The following is an 18,784-nucleotide window of genomic DNA, read 5'->3' as shown; positions in this document are numbered from 1 at the left end:
GTCAACTGGCACGATGGCCGCCAGCCGGGAGCCCGCCCTGCGGGACGCCCGATTTTGCCTGATCCGCCCCCGATGCGGCAGACTGGATTTCCTTTCCGCCCGAGCCACCGCCCTTGGACCTTTACCTGACGCTCGGCACCGCCGTGTTGCTGGTGCTGCTGGTTGCCCTGGCCGGCGGCAGCCTGGTCTGGCGTCGACGCCAGGCCCGGCGCAGCAGCAGCCTCCAAACCCTGCTCGACCTGGCCGACCGGCTCGAAACCGACCTGAAGACCTGCCGCAGCGGCCTGCAGCAGGCGCATGCAGTGATGTCGCTCAATCCCGACCTGCCCGCCGCCAGCGAACAGGATGCACGGCACGCGATCGACGCCGGCCTGCGCGCCCTGCTGCAGCAGCGATTGTGGATCCGCGACCGCTCGCCGCGCGCCAGCCAGCACGAGCTGGACGAGGCCGCCGCCTCGATGCGCGGTACCCGCGATCGCCTGCAACCGTTGCTGCAGGCGCTCAGCCAGGCCCAGACCGACCTGAACAGCGCGATGCGCGAACACATCCGGCGCGACTCGGACACATGACGGCAAACCTTCCCGTGCCCCGCGTCGTGCTGGGGTCGACTTCGCGCTACCGAGCCGAACTGCTGCGCCGGCTGCTCCCCGATTTCGAACAGATCGCGCCCGGCACCGACGAAACCCCATGGCCGGGCGAGGCGCCCGTGGCACGCGCCCTGCGCCTGGCGATCGCCAAGGCGGAAGCGGCTGCGCGGGAATACCGGAATGCGCTGGTGATCGGCTCCGACCAGGTCGCCGAGATCGACGGGCTGGTCCTCGACAAGCCCGGCAGCGCCGAGCGCGCCCGCAGCCAGCTCGCCGCCAGTTCCGGCCGCGACGTGCATTTCCATACTGCGCTGTGCCTGCTCGACAGCCGCGACGGCCGCCGGTACACCCATATCGATCACACCCGGGTCCGCTTCCGCGAGCTGGATCCCGCGGAAATCGCCCGCTACGTCGAACGCGAACAGCCACTGGACTGCGCCGGCAGCTTCAAGTGCGAGGGCCTCGGCATCAGCCTGTTCGAGGCGATCGACAACCACGACCCCAGCGCGCTGATCGGCCTGCCGCTGATCGCGTTGGCGCGAATGCTGCGCGGAGCAGGCATCGAGCTGCCCTGAGCCGCGGCTACACTGCGTTTCACCCATTGCCACACGAACGCCCGGATGCCCATGTCAGCGTTGACCCAGCCCCACGACGAACCCCTGCAGCAGCGACTGGACGCCGCGATGGCCCAGGTCAACCGCGTGCTGCTGGGCAAGCCGCGCCAGGTAAAGCTCGCCTTCGCCTGCCTGATCGCCGGCGGCCACCTGCTGCTGGAAGACGTGCCCGGCGTGGGCAAGACCACCCTGGCGCATGCGCTGGCGGCCACCTTCGCGCTGGAGTTCCAGCGCGTGCAGTTCACCAGCGACCTGCTGCCGTCGGACATCATCGGGGTCAGCGTGTACGAGCGCGAGACCGGCCAGTTCCGCTTCCACCCAGGCCCGATCTTCACCGGCCTGCTGCTGGCCGACGAGATCAACCGCGCCAGCCCGAAGACGCAGAGCGCGCTGCTGGAGGCGATGGCGGAGAGCCAGGTCACCGTGGACGGCCAGACCCATGCGCTGGCGCAGCCGTTCTTTGTGGTCGCCACGCAGAACCCGCTGGACCTCAACGGCACCTTCCCGCTGCCCGACTCGCAGCTCGACCGCTTCATGCTGCGGCTGTCGCTGGACTATCCGGATGCCACCGCCGAACGCGCCCTGCTCACCGGCTCGGACCGGCGCGACCTGCTGGCCCAACTCGTCCCGCAACTCGACGGCAGCGCCCTGCTTGCGTTGCAGCGGCAGGCGCAGGCAATCACCGCCAGCACCGCCCTGCTCGACTACCTGCAGGCGCTGCTCGCCGCCAGCCGCCGGCATGCCGACATCCGCGTGGGCCTGTCGCCGCGTGCCGGCCTGGCCCTGCTCGGCGCCGCGCGCGCCTGGGCCCTGCTCAGCGGCCGCGGCCACGTGTTGCCGGAGGACCTCCAGGCGCTGTTCGTGCCGCTGGCCGCGCATCGTCTGCTGCCGGTGCGCGGCGCCAACGGCGACACGCTGGCGCGGCAGCTGCTGGCCGAGGTGGCGGTGGATTGATGCGCGGCCTGCTGCAGCGGCTGTTGCGACGGGCCGAGCGCCGGCTGCCCGCGCTCACCCGCTACCGTCGCCCGGAGAGCCTGCCGATCGAACTGCATCGGCGCCGCATCTATATCGTGCCCACCGGCTTCGGCCTCGGCTTTTCCGTGCTGCTGCTGGTGATGCTGGTCGGTGCGCTGAACTACGCGAACAACGCCGGCCTGCTGCTCACCTGCCTGCTCGGCGCGGCCAGCGCGGCCAGCATGCTGGTGGCCTTCCGCAGCCTCGACGGCCTGCGCCTTGCCCATATCCGCGCCGGCCACGCGATCGCCGGTCAGCCGCTCGAACTCGCCCTGGCGTTCGATTCCAGCCGCCCGCGCAACGCCATCCGCGTCGACCTGGGCTGCAGCACGACGGCCTTCGCGCTCGATGGCCATGCCACCACCGAGGTGAAACTGGCGCTGCTCACCACACAGCGCGGCTGGCAGCCGCTGCCGCGGCTGCGCGTGTGGAGCAACTGGCCACTGGGGCTGTTCCGTGCATGGAGCTGGCTGCATCCGGAGCAGTCGGTGCTGGTATGGCCGCGGCCGGAAACCGCCGGGCCGCCGCCCCGCGCGCCGGCCGAAGACGCCAGCCACATGCGCCTGCACCGTGGCGATGAGCTGGCCGCGCTGCGCGATTACCGCTCCGGCGACCCGCAGCGGCATATTGCCTGGAAAGCCAGCGCCCGCCACACCAACCTGCTGGTGAAGGATTTCGAGCAGCCACAAAGCCGGCCGCAATGGCAGCTGGACTGGCGCCTGCTCGGCGGACTGGACCACGAGGCGCGCATCGCCCGCCTGGCGCGCTGGGTGAACGAGGCACAGGCCCGACGCAGCCAGTACAGCCTGTGGCTGCCCGGCAACGAGATCGCCAGCGGCAGCGGCCCGCTGCACCATGCGCGCTGCATGAACGCGCTGGCGCAACTGCCATGACGCCGGCGCCGCGCGGAAAATCGCCGGAGCGGCCGATCGACGCCCGCACGTTCGACCTGCTCGGCCTGACCATGGCATTGGTGCTGGGCCTGCATGCGCCGCACATGCCGTGGTGGCTGGTCGTGGCCCTTGCGCTGATCCTCGGCTGGCGCTGGTGGCAGCGCCGGCACCGCGCTGGCCGCGTACCGGGCTGGTTGAAGCTGCCGCTGCTCGCCCTGCTGACGCTGGCGGTGATCGTGCAATACGGCAGCATCTTCGGCCGCGAACCGGGCGCGGCGCTGGCGGTCGGCCTGCTGGTGCTGAAACTGCTGGAAACCGAGACTTCGCGCGATGTCCGCGTCGGCATCAGCTTCGCCTGCTTCGCCCTGATGGCGGCGTTGCTGTTCGACCAGGGCCTGGTCGCCAGCGTGGTGGTCGCACTGGGCCTGCTGCCCGCGCTGGCCACCTTGCGCGCACTGGAACCGGGGCAGCTGCCGGCTGCCAGCCTGCCGCGCACGTTGCTGCCGGCGCTGGCGCTGGCCGCGGCGGCCCTGCCGCTGGCACTGCTGGCCTTCCTGCTGGTGCCGCGGCTGAGTTCGCCACTGTGGGGCGCGCCCTCGCCGAACCAGGCCCGCACCGGCCTCAGCGACAGCATGACGCCGGGCAACTTCACCGACCTGCTCACCGACGACCACCCCGCCATGCGGGTCAGCTTCGATGGTGCGCCACCGCCGGCCGAGCAGCGCTATTTCCGCGCCTACGTGATGTGGAACTTCGACGGCCGTGCCTGGCGCTACTTCGATCCCCGCCACGCCAGCCCGCAGGAACCGGTGCCGGTCGAGGCCGCCGGCGCAATCCAGTACCAGATCAGCCTGCAGCCTACCCACCAGCGCGTGCTGCCGGTGCTGGACGTGCCCTTGCAGGCGCCGCCCCGGGCCACCCTGCAGACCGACCGCGAGGTGATGGCCGACAAGCCGGTGAACGATCCGCTCAGCTACTCCGTGCGTTCGGCCCTGCGCTACCGGTTGCAGCCCTCGCTCGACGAACGCTCGCGCCGCCTCGGCCTGCGCCTGCCGGAGGGTTTCAATCCGCGCGCGCACGCCCTCGCCGCGCAATGGCGGCAGCGCTACGGCAGCGACGACGCGGCGATCGTGCAAGCGGCGCTGGCCCTGTTCCACAACGGCGGCTTCCGCTACACGCTGGCGCCGGCGCCGCTGGGCCGCGACTCGGTGGACGACTTCCTGTTCGACACCCGCGAGGGTTTCTGCGAGCACTACTCGTCGGCGTTCACCGTGCTGATGCGCGCCGCCGGCATCCCGGCGCGGGTGGTCACCGGCTACCAGGGCGGCTACTGGAACAAGCTGGGCAGCTACCTGCTGGTGCGCTATTCCGACGCCCATGCCTGGAGCGAGGTATGGCTGGCCGGGCGCGGCTGGGTGCGTGTCGACCCCACCGGTGCAGTCCGTCCGGAACGGGTTACGCTGGGCGCTGCGGCCGCCGCCGGCAACCAGCTGGCCTGGTACCGCAACGACTGGCTGCAGGGCCTGCGCAATCGCTGGGACGTCGTCAACCGCTGGTGGGACAAAGGCGTTATCGGTTTCGACGCGTTGCGCCAGCGCGGCCTGCTGACCCCGTTCGGCATCCGCGATGCCGACACCGCGACGCTCGGCGTACTGCTGGCGATCAGCGGGGTGCTGTTCATCGCGATCGGACTGGCGTGGGCCCTGTGGCGGCGGCAGCCACGCGCCCCGTTGCGCGATGCGCTGCGCGAGCTGGAGCGGAAGCTGGCGCGCAAGGGCATCGTGCGCCGCCCGGCGGAAGGCCCGCAGCACTACCTGAGCCGCGCCGCCCGGGCACTGCCCGGGCAGCGCGACGAACTGGCAAGCCTGATGAGGAGTTACCTGGAACTGCGTTATGCCCACGACGAACCGCCCACTGAACCATTGCGCGCATTCCGCCGCGCCGTGCGGGATTTCCGCATCGTCAACGTGGTCAAATAAGAGCCGACACGACGGCACAGGCCGTCGCCCATGTATGGAGAGATCCCCATGTCCCTGTACCGCCCACTGACCCTCGCCGCCGCCCTCGCCCTGCTGGCCGGATGCGCGACGGTGCCCAAGCCGCTGGAAGGCACCTATGCCGACGTCTCCACCGCCAGCGCCCAACAAGGCGGCGCGGGCGGCACCCGCGTGCGCTGGGGCGGTGAGATCATCAAGACCGAACCGGGTCCCCAGCAGACCTGTTTCTACCTGCTGTCGCGCCCGCTGGACAGCCAGGCACGCCCGAAGGCCGGCAACGCCGGCGAGAACCAGGGCCGCTTCGTCGCCTGCCGCGAGGGCTTCTACGATCCGGAAGTGTTCGTCCGCGGCCGCGAGCTGACCGTCACCGGCACGCTGCATGGCACGGTGTCGCAGAAAGTGGGCGACTTCGACTACGCCTACCCGCGGGTGGAGGCCGACGTGGTCTACCTGTGGCCGAAGCGCCCGGTCTACGTCAATTACCCGCCGGGCTTCTACGACCCATTCTGGGGACCGGGCTTCGGCCCGTACTGGGGCGGCTATCCGTACTACGGCTATTACCCGCACCGTGTGATCGTGGTGCAGCCGCCTCCGCCGCCCCCGCCGAAGAAATAAGCGCCTGCAAGAACGCCGGCTTCGCGCCGGCGTTCTTGCATGGGGGCGCGGACACTGCGCTCAGCCCGGCGGCCAGTGCATGCGTCGACCGGCCAGCAGGTGCACGTGCAGGTGGTACACGGTCTGCCCGCCGTCCTCGTTGCAATTGAGCACCGTGCGATAACCCTGCTCGGCAAAACCCTCCTGTTTCGCGTATGCCGCCGTGGCCAGCAGCAGTTTGCCGAGCAAGGCGGCGTCGCCTGCCGCCGCATCGTTGAGCGTGGCCAGCGGCCGCTTCGGAATGAACAGCACGTGCACCGGTGCCTGCGGATTCAGGTCGCGGAACGCCAGCACCTCGTCGTCCTCGTAGACGATGTCGGCCGGAATCTCGCGGCGGATAATCTTGCTGAAAATCGTGTCGCTCATGTCGGTTTCCTGAAGGTAATCGCTCAATCGAGCAGTTGCCGCCCGCCGAACGCATGCGCCAGCGTGCTGCGATCGACGTACTCCAGCTCGCCGCCCAGCGGCACGCCGTGCGCCAGCCGGGTCGGCCGCACGCCACCGGCACGCGCCAGCTGCGCCAGGTAGTGCGCGGTGGCCTCGCCTTCCACGGTGGGATTGGTGGCGATGATCAGCTCCTCGATCTCGCCCTCGCCCAGACGCTGGGCCAGTTGCGCCAGCCCGAGTTCCTCCGGGCCCAGCCCGTCCAGCGGCGACAGCCGACCCATCAGCACGAAGTACTGGCCGCGGTAGCCGGTGGCCTGCTCGATCGCCGCCAGGTCGGTGGGCGACTCCACCACGCACAGCACCTGGCGGTCGCGGCTGGCGCTGGCGCACAGCGCACACAGAGGTTCCTCGCTGAAGTTGCGGCAGCGCTCGCAATGGCCGATGCGCCGCATCGCCTGCTCCATCAACGCCGCCAGCTTCAGTCCGCGCTCGCGCTCGCGCTCCAGCAGATGGAAGGCCATCCGCTGCGCGCTCTTGCCGCCCACGCCAGGCAGGCAGCGCAGCGCTTCGATCAGTTCGGCGAGGAGGGGGGAACCGGAGGACATGGATGAGCCAAGTAGCGAGTGAAGAGGAGTGATGAGTGAGAGAAAAGCGGGAAGCGGCAGGCTGAGGCAGCCTCACTCCTCTTCACTCACTCCTGCCTTCAGAACGGCATCTTGAAGCCGGCCGGCAGGTTCATCCCGGCGGTGACCCCGCCAAGCTTGTCCTTGCTGACCTGGGCCACCTTGTTCACCGCGTCGTTGATCGCGGCGGCGACCAGGTCCTCGGCCATCTCGGGATCGTCGGCAAACGCCTGCCGGTCGATCTGCACGCGACGCACCTCGTGCGCACCGGTCATCACCACGCTGACCAGGCCGCCGCCGGCGCTGCCGGTGACTTCGAGTTTCGCGATTTCCTCCTGCGCGCGCTTCATGTCTTCCTGCATGCGCTGCGCCTGCTGCATCAGCTGACCGATCTGTCCTCTCATCACACGGCTCCGGATTCGTTGTCATAGGGTCTGATGGATTGCGGCACCACGCGCGCGCCGAATTCGCGCTTCAGCGACTGCACCAGCGGATCGCCTTCGATCGCCTGCTCGGCCGCGGCCTGGGCTGCATCGCGCGCCTGCGCGGCGCGCGCCGCCGGTGTCTGCGCGGCGGCGGTCTGGCTGCTGTTGACGAAGCGCAGGCGGATGCGCTCGCCCAGCGCGTGGCCGATGCGCTCCTCCATCTGGCTCACCATCGGCTCGACCGCCAGGCTCATGTGCGCAGGCTGCAGCGCCAGCACCAGGGTCTGCCCGTCGCGCTCGCGCAATACCGCATTCTGCGCCAGCAGGCCGAACGGTCCGCGCAGGCCGGCGCGCTCGATCAGCGCCTCCCAGTCCGGCAGTCCGTGGGCATCACGCGCCACCGGGGCGGCTGGCGGCGGTGCCGGCACCGCCGGCGCGCGCGGCGGCGGGGATTCGTGCCGGTGCTCTTCCCCAGCGGCCGACCGGGCGGGTGCCGCGGGCGCGGGACGTGCCACCGCCGGACTGACCACGGCCGGCCGTTCGGCATGCGCAGCCGGCTCACCGTCGCCGGGACGGAACGCCAGCATGCGCAGCAATGCCATCTCGAAACCGGTGCGTGCATCCGGCGCCAGCGCCAGGTCGCGGCGACCGGCGGTGGCGATCTGGTAGTACAGCTGCACGTCTTCCGGCGCGATCCGCCCGGCCAGCGCCGCCAGCGCGTTGTCGTCGGGGCCATCCTCTTCCGGCCGGTAACCGGGGATCAGCTGGATCAGCTGCAGCCGGTGCAGCACGCTGGCGATGTCGTCCAGCACACCGCCGAAGTCGGGCGAGTACGAGGCGATCTGCGTGCACTCGGCGAGCAGCCGCCCGCCGTCACCGGCGGCCAGCGCATCGAGCACGCCGATCACCTGCCCGCGCGCCACACTGCCGAGCATGTTGCGCACGTCGTCGGCATGCAGCGCGCCGCCGCCGTAGGCGATCGCCTGGTCCAGCAGCGACAGGCCGTCGCGCAGCGAACCATCCGCGGCGCGGGCCAGTTCGCCGATCGCTCCGTCCTCGTAGGCAATGTTCTCGGCACCCAGGATGTGCCGCATCTGGCCGGAGATCTGTTCCGGCAGCAGCCGTTTCAGGTTGAACTTCAGGCAGCGCGACAGTACCGTCACCGGCAGCTTCTGCGGGTCGGTGGTGGCGAGCAGGAACTTCACGTGCGGCGGCGGCTCCTCCAGCGTCTTCAGCAACGCGTTGAACGCGTTCTTCGACAGCATGTGCACCTCGTCCACCAGGTACACCTTGAAGCGGCCGCGCGACGGCGCGTACTGCGCGTTCTCGATCACCTCGCGCACGTCGTCCACGCCGGTGTTGCTGGCCGCGTCGATCTCCAGCAGGTCGACGAAGCGGCCCTCGTCCACCGCCGTGCACACCGCGCACTCGCCGCACGGATCAGCCGACTGACCGCGCTCGCAGTTCAGCGACTTGGCGAAGATGCGCGCGATGGTGGTCTTGCCCACGCCGCGGGTGCCGGTGAACAGGTAGGCGTGGTGCATGCGCCCGGTGTCGAGCGCATTGGTCAGCGCACGCACCACGTGTTCCTGCCCGACCAGTTCGGCGAACTTGCGCGGGCGCCATTTGCGGGCGAGTACCTGATAGGACATGCCTGATTACCTCGGGGCGAACTGGGATTGTGCCAAGTCGGGCGGGGTAAGTCAGTAATGACTGGTCTCAAAATGGCGGCGGCCCCGCCAGCCACACCCCGGCACCCGAATCATTCGCTACCGTTGCTTCCTTCCGGACCTGGCGGAGTTTGCGAACTATCGTCGCGGGGGGACCGACGGGGCCACCATGGACGTCAAGCGATGCACGCTTGCTGGTTTTGCGGCTGCGCCAGCTTCAGGCTGTCGCGCTTGTTCAGAAACTGGCGGAGAGAGCGGGATTCGAACCCGCGATACGTTTTACCGTATACACACTTTCCAGGCGTGCTCCTTCAACCACTCGGACACCTCTCCGCATACTTGACCCTCTTTGCGGCAATCCAGCCCTTCAAAGAGTCAGTAAGAATACCGGCAGCAGGGCCATGCAGGCAAGCGAGCGGGCACGGATTCAGCCAGCATCGGCCCTGGGTTCCATCGGAGCGGGCAAGGCGACCCGCTCGTCGGGGCTGGCGATGCGATAGCCGAGTGAAGCCAGCGCGGTGCCATCGGCTTCGCTGCCGTAGTGGTAAAGCAGCAGCCGGGTACGCAACGCTTCGGGATACTCACGATCGATGTCGTCGATGCCGGTGTGCGAGGGGTTGCCGACCAGGCCGCAGTCGTGGGCGATGATTTCGCCGGTGCCGGCACGGCTGGCCAGCACTTCGGGGATCGGCCGGGTGTCGCCGGTGTAGACGAAGCTGCCATCCAGCGCCAGGCCGTACGAGGTGCCCGGCACATGGTGGCGGGTGGCGAACACGTCGAACCACAGGCCGTCCAGCCAGAAACCGCGAGTGCACGGCACCAGACGGAACGCCTCCCAGAAGTTGACGCCGCCCTCGGCCAGCGCACCGGGGTAGTCGGCGACGCGCGCCTGCAGCCACGGCATCAGTGCCGCGTGGACAAACACCCGGGTGGTGCCGCGCAGGTGCGGGTCGAACCACAGGCGGATGAACAGCTGCTCCAGCCCGGCCACGTGGTCCATGTGGGTATGCGTGATGAAGATGGCCGGCGGCAGCGCGTCGTACGCCGCCAGGTAGCGGTCGAGCGTATCGGGGCCGCAGTCGACCAGCAGCAGCGGTACGCCGGCCCGTTCCAGCACCACGGCCGACGAGCCCAATTCCACCGCGTGGGCGGCGCCCACGCCAAGAAAATGCAGATGCCAGTTCATGGGTTCAGCGTACGCCCATAACGGTAGAGCAGCGGCTGCCAGATGCGCTTCTCGAACGCCGCCTCGCCGTCGGCGGCCGCGCCGAGCTTGAGCAGCGACCGACGCAGACGCTGCAGGTTCGCCTGTTGCCAGGCCACGGAAGGGATGCGCATGCGGCCGCGGTCGAAATCGATCAGGTACAGCTCATCCGGTGCCACCAGCACATTGTGTGCGTTCAGGTCGGCATGCCAGACGCCGGCACGATGGAAACGCGCCACCAGCGCGCCGACCTCCTCCGCCAGTTCGCCATCCAGCCTCCCCGCCGCCAGGCATTCAGCCAGCGTGCGCGCGTCGGCGATGCGGCGGGTGATCAGGTCGGCGCTGTAGAACATGCCGTGCCGGCAATACCGCGCGGCCACCACCGCCGGACCGGGCAGCTCCAGCCGGGCGATCTCGGCGAGCAGGCGGAATTCCGCGAACGGGCGTGTGCGGTCGGCGCCGGTCCACAGATACCGATCGCCCATCAGCGCGGCGACCAGGCCGCCACGACGATAATGCCGCAGCACGCATTCGCCCACCGGCGTGGCCACGATCGCGACACCGCCGCGACCGCCGGCCTGCGTGTGCAGCGCACCGCGCTCGCGCCAGTAATCCGGCGCGAACCAGTCGTGCCCGACTTGTGGCGATGCCTCGACGTCGAACAGAATCGCGCCTTCGGCATCCTTGTGGGTTTGTTCCTGCATCATCATGCCCGGTGACTGCCCCGGATTCTAACCCAGCCCCATGACCCCGAACCCGATCACTGCCCCCTCCTCGATCTGTCTGCTCCGCACCTCCGCCATCGGCGACGTCACCCATGTGGTACCGCTGGTGCGCACCCTGCAGCAGGCGTGGCCGCAAACTTCGCTGACCTGGATCGTCGGCAAGCTGGAACGCAGGCTGGTTGGCGACCTGCCCGGCGTGGAGTTCGTCACCTTCGACAAGGCCGCCGGCTGGACCGGCATGCGCTCGGTGCACGCGGCGTTGCGTGGCCGGCGTTTCGACGCACTGTTGCAGATGCAGGTGGCGCTGCGCTCGAACCTGCTCAGCCTGGGCATCAAAGCCGACCGGCGCATCGGCTACGACCGCGCGCGCGCGAAGGACCTGCACGGCCTGGTGATCAACGAACGCATCCCCGCGCGCAGCGGCGAGCACGTGCTGGACGCGATCGGCAGCTTCTGCGAACCGCTCGGACTGAAGCAGACCCAGGTGCGTTGGGATATACCGGTCCCCGATGAGGCGCATACCTGGGCCGCCGAACAGCTGCCCGGCGACGCGCCGACCCTGCTGGTCAGCCCCACTTCCAGCCATGCGCTGCGCAACTGGCGGCCGGAGCGTTATGCCGCGGTGATGGACCATGCCACCGCACGCGGCTGGCGCGTGGCGATGGTCGGCGGCCCGTCAGCCTTCGAGCGCGGGATGGCCGATGCCGTGCTGGCGGCATGCAAGTCGCCGCCGCTCGACCTTACCGGTAAGGACACGCTGAAGAAACTGCTGGCCCTGCTCTGCCGCACCCAGCTGCTGCTGACACCCGACTCCGGCCCAATGCACATGGCCAACGCGGTCGGCACCCGCGTGCTCGGCCTGCACGCGGCGAGCAACCCCGACCGTTCCGGCCCCTATTCCGACCGCCGCTGGTGCGTGGACAAGTACGACGAGGCCGCGCGCAAATTTCTGGGCAAGCCGGCCAGCGAGATACCGTGGGGCAGCAAGATCGAGAAGCCCGGCGTGATGGACCTGATCGGCGTGGACGAGGTGATCGAGCGCTACGAAGCCGCCGCGCGCGACATGCGGCTGTTTTAGACCGCGCGGTAATCCTGGTACGACTTTTCCTCGACCAGCTGCGAGCCGAGCTTCAGGTTGATCTCGCGCTTGAACGCGGCGCGCTCGTCGTTGCGGAAATACACCGCACGCGCCAGCTCGATGAACTCCTGATCGAAGGCCTGCGCCCTCTCCTTCAGGCGGATGCGGTCCTCGATGTCCCACAGCAGCTCGTTCACCGCCAGCAGGCGCGCACGTTCGTCGCCGATGTCGGTCCGCGAGGCCGCGTCGTTGGCCCAGGTCGCGTTGAGCAGGTCCAGTTCGTTGCGCACGTTGGCCAGCTTGGCCGCATCGGCGATGCGGCGCGACTTGATCTCCAGGATGGTGATCTTGTCGATCAACTCGCCGTAGGACACCGGGGTCTGGATCAGGCTCATGGTCTTGGCTTCCGTCAGAAAGGATGAATCATGCCGCCGGGCAAAGCGCGCCCTGCTGCACCAGCGCGCAGACCGTGCGTACATCGCCGTCCATCGCTCGGTCGCGGTGCATGAAGCCGATGTGCCGGCGCAGGATCGCATGCGCGTCGCGCACGCCGGCGCCGGCATGGAAATCGCCAGCACCGGCCAAAGCCGCGACGAGCTGCTGCACTTCGGCGACGAACTGTTCGTAGTGCGGCTGGCCCTCGCGCGGCGCGTTGGCGATCTTCGCCGCCAGCGCCTGCCAGCCACCGCGATTGGCCAGCCGGCGAGCCGCGTTCAGCATCTCCTGGCGGTAGTCCAGCGCCTGCGCGGCGGTATACAGCTCCAGCGCCAGCACGTGACCGAGGTCTTCCATCATTTCCAGTACGTGGCGCGCTTCGTTGGCACCCATCGAGACGTGGTCCTCGGCATTCGCGCTGGTCGGCACCGAATACACGCTGGCCGGATGCGCCCGCGTCGCCAGGTCGTTGACCAGTGCCGCGGCGGTGTACTGCACGATCATGAAACCGGAATCGGTGCCGTCCTCGTTGCCGGTGAGGAAGGCCGGCAGGCCGTCGTTGGTGGCCGGGTCGACCAGCTTGTTGAGGCGGCGCTCGGAGATCGAGGCAAGCACCGGGATGGCTGCCTTCACGTAGCTCATCGCCAGCGCCAGCGGCATGCCGTGGAAGTGGCCGGCCGAGATCACCTGCTCCTCGATGAACGGCGCGTCGTCGTTGTCCGGGAAGATCAGCGGATTGTCGGTGACCGAATTCAACTCGACGTCGATCACCCGGCAGGCCTGCGCCCAGGCATCGCGGACCGCGCCATGCACCTGCGGCATGCAGCGGAGGCTGTAGGCGTCCTGCGGCTGGTGCTTCTTGCCGCCCTTGAACGGCAGGAAGCGCGCGTAGAACGCTTCGCGGCCGTGGCGCTGGTTGGCCGGCACCCAGTCCCAGCCGATGTCGAAGCTGAGCGCCTGGTCGTCCGCTTCGCTCCATGCCTCGGCGCTCCACGGCTTGAAACGCGGCACCAGGTGATACGGAATGTCGAGCAGGGTGGAATCGGCCAGCAGTTCGCGCACGTGCGCGGCGGTTTCCACCTGCCCCGGATGCGGACGCAGCGCATGGACATCCGCACGCAGGGCGCCGCTGCGGCCGGCGAAGGCGTCCAGCGTCATCGCCGCGGCGAGGTCGGCGGTATCCAGCAGATGCTCCAGCGCATCCAGCGCCAGCGCGGCGGTGGCCAGCATCTGCGCAGTGCCGTTGTTGAGCGCCAGGCCTTCCTTGAACGACAACCGGATCGGTGCGAGTCCGGCGCGCTTCAGCGCTTCGGCGCCGCTCAACCGCTCGCCCTGCCAGAACGCCTCGCCGCCGCCGAGCAGCACGATGGCCAGGTGCGACAGCGGTGCCAGGTCGCCGCTGGCGCCGACCGAGCCCTTCTCCGGCACCACCGGCACCACACCCGCGTTGAGCATCGCGGCCAGCGCCTCCAGCGTGCCCACCCGAATGCCGGAGTGTCCGCGCATCAGCGTGTTGATGCGGATCAGCAGCATCGCCCGCACCACATCCTCGCCGAACGGTTTGCCCACGCACACCGCGTGGGTGATGATCAGGTTGTGCTGCAATTCCTCCAGCAGCGTGCCTTCGGGCGCGTGCGGATTGCCGCCCGGCAGTTCGTCACGTACACGATGCGCACCGAGCAGCTTGTCGGCGTTGCTGCCGAAACCGGTGGTGACGCCGTAGGTCGGCTCGCCGCAGCTGACCTTCTCGGCGAGAAAATCGGCGGCGCGCTGCACGCGCCTGAGCTGCGCCTGATCCAGCGCCACCGATGCGCCTTGCCGTGCCACCGCCACCAGTTGCGCACGCGTCAGGCTGCTGCCGTCGAGAAGAATGGTTTCGCTCACTTAACGAATGCTCCGCACCTTGTTGCCGTCATTCCCGCGCAAGCGGGAATCCATTTTTTGCCGTTGCCAGGCACCTACCGTGATGACCGCTTGTACTACGGCAAGTCTTCCAAAAGATCCCGCCATCGGGGGTTGCTGCCTTCGATCAGTTCCAGCTTCCAAGCTCGGTTCCACTTCTTCAGCTGCTTCTCGCGTGCGATGGCTGACGGGAAGTCCGGGTGGAACTCGAACCACACCAGGTGCTTCACGCCGTAATGCTTTGTAAAGCCTTCAACCACTCCATCGCGGTGTTCCCATGCACGCAGCTTGAGGTTTCCAGTCACACCCACATACAACGTGCCGCGTTCACCGCTGGCCATTATGTAAACAGCCGGCTGTTTCGAAGCCCTCCCTGCCTCCGTATCTTTCTTCAGGCCGTCATTCCCGCGAAAGCGGGAATCCATTTTGACTTCGTCGCAAGCTGAAGATGGATTCCCGCTTTCGCGGGAATGACGGCTGTGTGGGGGACGATGCTTTGTCTCACCCCATCGCCGCGGCCTGCTCCAGTTCCACCCGCAGCGTCTTGACCAGTTCGCTGCGCGCCACCTCGAACTGGTCCTCGCGGCGCAGGTCCTTCACCGTCACGACGCCGCGGGTTAGTTCGTCCTCGCCCAGCACCACCACGAAGCGGATGCCGGCACGGTCGGCGTACTTGAACTGCCTGCCCAGCTTACCGCCTTCGAGCACCACCTCGGTGGCGATGCCGGCGCCGCGGAGCTCGCTGGCCAGGGCGAGATAGGCGGGGAGCTGCGCCTCGTCCATCTGGGTCACCAGCACGTCGACCGTGCTCTTCGCCGTATCGATCAGGCCGGCATCGTGCAGCTGCCAGTACAGCCGGGTCAGGCCGATCGAGATGCCGACGCCGGGCAGGTGCGACTTGGTGTACTGGCCGGCCAGGTTCTCGTAGCGGCCGCCGGAGCAGATCGAACCGATCTGCGGGTGGTCGTTCAGCGTGGTCTCGTAGACCATGCCGGTGTAGTAGTCGAGGCCGCGGGCGATCGAGAGGTTCAGCGCATAGTGCGTCTGCGGCACGCCGAATGCGTGGATCAGCCCCAGCACCTCCTTCAGTTCGGCGCGGCCCTGCTCCATCGCTTCCGGGCCGGCGCCCAGCGCATCGAGCTTGTCGAACGCATCCTGCAGCGAGGTAGAGCGCACCTGCACGAAGGCGAGGATCTTTTGCGCCACCTCGGCGCTCAGGCCGAACGCCGCTCCGGTCAGCGTGTCGCGCACGTAGTCGGCGCCGCGCTTGTCCAGCTTGTCCACCTCGCGCAGCACCAGCATCTGCTGATCGCCGTCGACGATGCCGAGGCTCTCGAAGTAGCCGCGCATCAGCTTGCGGTTGTTGAGCTGGATGATGAACGGGCCGATGTCGAGTTCGCGGAACACGCTGTAGATCACTGCCGGGATCTCGGCGTCGTAACGCACCGACAGCGCGTCCTTGCCGATCACGTCGATGTCGCACTGGTAGAACTCGCGGAAGCGCCCGCGCTGGGCGCGCTCGCCGCGGTATACCTTCTGCATCTGGTAACGGCGGAACGGGAAGCTCAGGTCGCGCTCGTGCTCGGCCACGTAGCGCGCCAGCGGCACGGTGAGGTCGAAGCGCAGCGCCAGCTCGGGCGTGCCCTCGTCGGCCTTGTCCAGTGCGCCGGTGGACTGCACGAAGTACACCTGCCGTTCGGTCTCGCCGCCGGTCTTGGTCAGCAACACGTCGGAGTATTCGATCACCGGCGTCTCGACCGGGAGGAAACCGAATCGCTCGTAATTGCGGCGGATCACGTCGAGCATGCGCTGGAACGCGATCTGGTCTAGCGGCAGCAGCTCGAGCACGCCGGGCATGGTGCGGGCCGGGGTAAGCGCCATGGAATCCTCTACTGACGATGGGAACATTCCGCCCGGCAACGAAGCGCGCGACGGCAGCCGTGAAGATTAACAGAACGCCGTCGGCCTTCCGCAGAAAAATCCCCGGGCGGTTGCATCGAACCTGTTGCCAACTCCCCCAACGGCCATTAAGATACGCGGCTTCCCACGGGGTGTAGCTCAGCCTGGTAGAGCGCTACGTTCGGGACGTAGAAGTCGCAGGTTCGAATCCTGTCACCCCGACCAAATTCGACAAAAAAGCCGGCCTGGAGCCGGCTTTTTTGTGCGTCGGGAACGGGTCGTCAGTGAGCCAGGGCCAGCGCGGCCAGCCGGTCGAGTTCCTCCTCGACGAAACCGGCGTCCAGCCGCGCCGGGCGGTTGAACGGCCCGCGCAGGCCTACGCCCATGTAGTCGCGCAGAAGGGTGAAGAACGTCTCGATCGGCTCGATGCCGTCGCGTTCGCAGCAGTGGCGGTACCAGCGGGTGCCGGCGGCGACGTGGGCCACTTCCTCGCGCAGGATCACGTCCAGGATCGCTACCGTACGTTCGTCGCCGAGTCCGCGCAGCCGTTCGATCATGCCGGGGGTCACGTCCAGCCCGCGCGCCTCCAGCACGCGCGGCACCAGCGCCATCCTAGCCGTGTCGCTGTCGGCGGTCTTCTCGGCCATCTCCCACAGGCCGTTGTGCGCGTCGAAGTCGCCGTAGGCATGACCCAGTTCGGCCAGCCGCTCGGACAGCAGCGTGAAATGGCGTGCCTCGTCGTGGGCGCAGCTGGCCCAGTCGCGGTAGTACGCCGCCGGCTTGCCGCGGTAGCGGTAGACCGCGTCCCAGGCCAGGTTGATCGCGTTGAATTCGATATGCGCCACCGCATGCACCAGCGCGGCGCGGCCCTCGTCGCTGCCCAGCCCGCGCTGCGGCAACTGGCGGGCGTTGACCAGCCGCGGCTTCGCGGGACGGCCGGGGGCCCCGATCGGCCCAGGCGGCGGCGACGCCGGATCGGCATGCAGTTCGCCCGCCAGGAAGGCCAGCCAGGTCGCATGCGTGAGGCGCAGTTTCTCGGCCGGCTCGGTGGCGTCGAGGCAGGCCTTGGCGGCAGCGTGAAGATCCATACGGCGGGATGTGAATGCGCAGCAGCGGGTTACGAGTCAAGACGAGCGGAGATGGCCCCCTCTCGTTTCCCGCTCCTCTGCACTCAGCTGCCTTTCGTTACGCGCTGCGCCGCGCGGCCTTGGCGTCGTCCGAACGCAGCATCTGGATCTGCTCCAGGTAGTGCTGGTCCAGCCCGGTGACGTATTCGCCGGAGAAGCAGGAAGTGTCGAACTGCTTCAACTCCTCGTTGCCGTCCTGCACCGCCCAGACCAGGTCCTTGAGATCCTGGTAGATCAGCCAGTCGGCACCCAGCGTCTGCTCGATCTCCTTCTCCGTGCGCCCGGCGGCGACCAGTTCCGTGGCCGACGGCATGTCGATGCCGTAGACGTTCGGATAGCGCACCGGCGGGGCGGCTGAGGCGAAGTACACGTTCTTCGCGCCAGCATCGCGGGCCATCTGGATGATCTGTTTCGAGGTGGTGCCGCGCACGATCGAGTCGTCCACCAGCAGCACGTTCTTCTTGCGGAATTCCAGGTCGATCGCGTTGAGCTTGCGGCGCACCGATTTCACCCGCTCGCCCTGCCCCGGCATGATGAAGGTGCGACCGATGTAGCGATTCTTCACGAAGCCCTCGCGGAACGGCACGCCGAGCGCACCGGCCAGCGCGCTGGCCGCGGTGCGCGCGGTGTCGGGAATCGGGATCACCGCGTCGATACCGTGGTTGGGCCGCTCGCGCAGGATCTTCTCGGCCAGCTTCTCGCCCATGCGCAGGCGCGCCTTGTACACCGAGACGTCCTCGATCATCGAGTCGGGGCGCGCCAGATACACGTACTCGAAGATGCACGGCGTATGCGGCACGCCCTCGGCGCAGCGGCGGCTGTGCAGCTGGCCGTCGTCGGTGATGATCACCGCCTCGCCCGGCGCCACGTCGCGGATCCGCTTGAAGCCGAGGATGTCCAGCGCCACCGACTCGGACGCCACCGCGTACTCGCGACCTTCCGCGCTGACCCGCTCACCCAGCACCAGCGGGCGGATGCCGTGCGGGTCGCGGAACGCGATCAGCCCGTAGCCGAGCAGCAGGGCGATGCAGGCGTAGCCGCCGCGGGCGCGCGCGTGCACGCCGGCCACCGCCTTGAAGATGTGGTCCGGTGTCAGCTCCATCCGGTCCTGGATCTGCAGCTCGTGCGCCAGCACGTTCAGCAGCACCTCGGAATCGGAATCGGTGTTGATGTGGCGGCGGTCGTCCTGGAACATCTCGCGGCGCAGCGCGTCGGTGTTGACCAGGTTGCCGTTGTGCGCGAACGCGATGCCGTAGGGCGAGTTGACGTAGAACGGCTGCGCCTCGGCGGAGCCTTCCGAGCCGGCGGTGGGGTAGCGGCAGTGGCCGATGCCGATGCGCCCGCGCAGGCCGCTCATCGCGGTTTGCCCGAACACGTCGCGCACCAGTCCGTTGCCCTTGTGCAGGCGCAGCCGCGCGCCGTCCACCGTGGCGATCCCGGCCGCGTCCTGGCCGCGATGCTGCAGCACCGTCAGTCCGTCATAAAGCGCCGATGCCACTTCGGTGGTACCGACGATGCCGATGATTCCGCACATGGTTTGTTGCCTGCTT

Annotated in this window: 19 protein-coding genes, 2 tRNA genes and 1 other RNA gene; 8 read left to right on the top strand and 14 right to left on the bottom strand. The window is 68.4% G+C overall.

The window, feature by feature from the left end:
- Positions 1 to 113 precede the first annotated feature (113 nt).
- Genes DEO45_RS08215 through DEO45_RS08190 form a run of 6 tightly spaced genes read left to right on the top strand, consistent with a single transcriptional unit; the run spans position 114 to position 5,720 of the window.
- The gene (locus DEO45_RS08215) at positions 114 to 569 is read left to right on the top strand and encodes a hypothetical protein (protein WP_114342411.1); all 456 of its coding nucleotides are present in this window, start codon (positions 114 to 116) and stop codon (positions 567 to 569) included.
- Positions 566 to 1,162: a Maf family protein gene (locus DEO45_RS08210; RefSeq protein WP_114342409.1), complete on the top strand. Its 597-nt coding sequence runs from the start codon at positions 566 to 568 to the stop codon at positions 1,160 to 1,162. The genes DEO45_RS08215 and DEO45_RS08210 overlap by 4 nt, the downstream gene beginning before the upstream one ends.
- A gap of 51 nt (positions 1,163 to 1,213) precedes the next feature.
- Positions 1,214 to 2,155, top strand: a complete 942-nt coding sequence (locus tag DEO45_RS08205) for an AAA family ATPase (RefSeq protein WP_114342407.1) — start codon at positions 1,214 to 1,216, stop codon at positions 2,153 to 2,155.
- A complete protein-coding gene (locus DEO45_RS08200; protein ID WP_114342404.1) occupies positions 2,155 to 3,108 on the top strand; it encodes a DUF58 domain-containing protein in 954 nt (317 codons plus the stop codon). The genes DEO45_RS08205 and DEO45_RS08200 overlap by 1 nt, the downstream gene beginning before the upstream one ends.
- On the top strand, positions 3,105 to 5,087 hold the full coding sequence (locus DEO45_RS08195; RefSeq protein ID WP_114342402.1) for a transglutaminase TgpA family protein: 1,983 nt from the start codon (positions 3,105 to 3,107) through the stop codon (positions 5,085 to 5,087). The genes DEO45_RS08200 and DEO45_RS08195 overlap by 4 nt, the downstream gene beginning before the upstream one ends.
- A gap of 48 nt (positions 5,088 to 5,135) precedes the next feature.
- Positions 5,136 to 5,720 carry a Slp family lipoprotein gene (locus DEO45_RS08190; protein ID WP_114342400.1) on the top strand — a complete coding sequence of 195 codons (585 nt, stop codon included), beginning with the start codon at positions 5,136 to 5,138 and terminating at the stop codon, positions 5,718 to 5,720.
- A gap of 60 nt (positions 5,721 to 5,780) precedes the next feature.
- On the opposite strand, the gene DEO45_RS08185 is transcribed toward DEO45_RS08190, so the two are convergent.
- From DEO45_RS08185 to DEO45_RS08150, 8 genes are all read right to left on the bottom strand, one after another.
- Positions 5,781 to 6,125: a histidine triad nucleotide-binding protein gene (locus tag DEO45_RS08185; RefSeq protein WP_114342907.1), complete on the bottom strand. Its 345-nt coding sequence runs from the start codon at positions 6,123 to 6,125 to the stop codon at positions 5,781 to 5,783.
- Positions 6,126 to 6,148: 23 nt separating this feature from the next.
- Positions 6,149 to 6,751 carry a recombination mediator RecR gene (recR, locus tag DEO45_RS08180; protein ID WP_114342397.1) on the bottom strand — a complete coding sequence of 201 codons (603 nt, stop codon included), beginning with the start codon at positions 6,749 to 6,751 and terminating at the stop codon, positions 6,149 to 6,151.
- Positions 6,752 to 6,849: 98 nt separating this feature from the next.
- Positions 6,850 to 7,173, bottom strand: coding sequence for a YbaB/EbfC family nucleoid-associated protein (locus DEO45_RS08175; RefSeq protein WP_114342394.1), 324 nt, complete (start codon positions 7,171 to 7,173; stop codon positions 6,850 to 6,852).
- Positions 7,173 to 8,846, bottom strand: coding sequence for a DNA polymerase III subunit gamma/tau (gene dnaX, locus DEO45_RS08170; RefSeq protein ID WP_114342391.1), 1,674 nt, complete (start codon positions 8,844 to 8,846; stop codon positions 7,173 to 7,175). The genes DEO45_RS08175 and dnaX overlap by 1 nt, the downstream gene beginning before the upstream one ends.
- 82 nt (positions 8,847 to 8,928) lie before the next feature.
- Positions 8,929 to 9,025, bottom strand: an RNA gene (gene ffs, locus DEO45_RS08165) — signal recognition particle sRNA small type.
- Positions 9,026 to 9,107: 82 nt separating this feature from the next.
- A tRNA-Ser gene (locus tag DEO45_RS08160) sits at positions 9,108 to 9,197 on the bottom strand.
- A 94-nt stretch (positions 9,198 to 9,291) separates the two neighbouring features.
- Positions 9,292 to 10,050, bottom strand: coding sequence for an MBL fold metallo-hydrolase (locus DEO45_RS08155; RefSeq protein WP_114342389.1), 759 nt, complete (start codon positions 10,048 to 10,050; stop codon positions 9,292 to 9,294).
- Positions 10,047 to 10,778 carry a 3-deoxy-D-manno-octulosonic acid kinase gene (locus DEO45_RS08150; protein ID WP_114342386.1) on the bottom strand — a complete coding sequence of 244 codons (732 nt, stop codon included), beginning with the start codon at positions 10,776 to 10,778 and terminating at the stop codon, positions 10,047 to 10,049. Before DEO45_RS08150 ends, DEO45_RS08155 begins: the two co-directional genes overlap by 4 nt.
- A 49-nt stretch (positions 10,779 to 10,827) precedes the next feature.
- Here DEO45_RS08150 and DEO45_RS08145 point away from each other — a divergent pair, with 49 nt between their 5' ends.
- Positions 10,828 to 11,871, top strand: a complete 1,044-nt coding sequence (locus tag DEO45_RS08145; protein ID WP_114342904.1) for a glycosyltransferase family 9 protein — start codon at positions 10,828 to 10,830, stop codon at positions 11,869 to 11,871.
- Here the strand turns inward: DEO45_RS08145 and DEO45_RS08140 are convergent.
- From DEO45_RS08140 to hisS, 4 genes are all read right to left on the bottom strand, one after another.
- Positions 11,868 to 12,266, bottom strand: coding sequence for a DUF6165 family protein (locus tag DEO45_RS08140; protein WP_114342384.1), 399 nt, complete (start codon positions 12,264 to 12,266; stop codon positions 11,868 to 11,870). The genes DEO45_RS08145 and DEO45_RS08140 overlap by 4 nt on opposite strands.
- Before the next feature lie 28 nt (positions 12,267 to 12,294).
- Complete coding sequence (locus DEO45_RS08135; protein WP_114342381.1) at positions 12,295 to 14,190, bottom strand: HAL/PAL/TAL family ammonia-lyase; 1,896 nt, start codon at positions 14,188 to 14,190, stop codon at positions 12,295 to 12,297.
- Positions 14,191 to 14,285: 95 nt separating this feature from the next.
- Entirely contained in the window at positions 14,286 to 14,633 is a 348-nt protein-coding gene (locus tag DEO45_RS08130) for a GIY-YIG nuclease family protein (protein WP_114342379.1), read from the bottom strand.
- 76 nt (positions 14,634 to 14,709) lie between these two features.
- Positions 14,710 to 16,089, bottom strand: coding sequence for a histidine--tRNA ligase (gene hisS, locus DEO45_RS08125; RefSeq protein WP_114342377.1), 1,380 nt, complete (start codon positions 16,087 to 16,089; stop codon positions 14,710 to 14,712).
- Positions 16,090 to 16,255: 166 nt separating this feature from the next.
- Between hisS and DEO45_RS08120 the strand changes: the two genes are divergently transcribed.
- Positions 16,256 to 16,332: transfer RNA gene (locus DEO45_RS08120), tRNA-Pro, on the top strand.
- Positions 16,333 to 16,388: 56 nt separating this feature from the next.
- On the opposite strand, the gene DEO45_RS08115 is transcribed toward DEO45_RS08120, so the two are convergent.
- Positions 16,389 to 17,195 carry a ferritin-like domain-containing protein gene (locus DEO45_RS08115; protein WP_114342374.1) on the bottom strand — a complete coding sequence of 269 codons (807 nt, stop codon included), beginning with the start codon at positions 17,193 to 17,195 and terminating at the stop codon, positions 16,389 to 16,391.
- Between the two features lie 97 nt (positions 17,196 to 17,292).
- The gene (gene purF, locus DEO45_RS08110) at positions 17,293 to 18,768 is read right to left on the bottom strand and encodes an amidophosphoribosyltransferase (RefSeq protein WP_114342372.1); all 1,476 of its coding nucleotides are present in this window, start codon (positions 18,766 to 18,768) and stop codon (positions 17,293 to 17,295) included.
- Between the last annotated feature and the right edge of the window lie 16 nt (positions 18,769 to 18,784).

Origin of the sequence: Rhodanobacter denitrificans, from assembly GCF_003335105.1 — a bacterium.
Taxonomy (GTDB): Bacteria; Pseudomonadota; Gammaproteobacteria; order Xanthomonadales; family Rhodanobacteraceae; genus Rhodanobacter; species Rhodanobacter denitrificans_A.
Note: the sequence above shows the minus strand (reverse complement) of the source record. Positions and strands in the feature narration are given on the sequence as shown.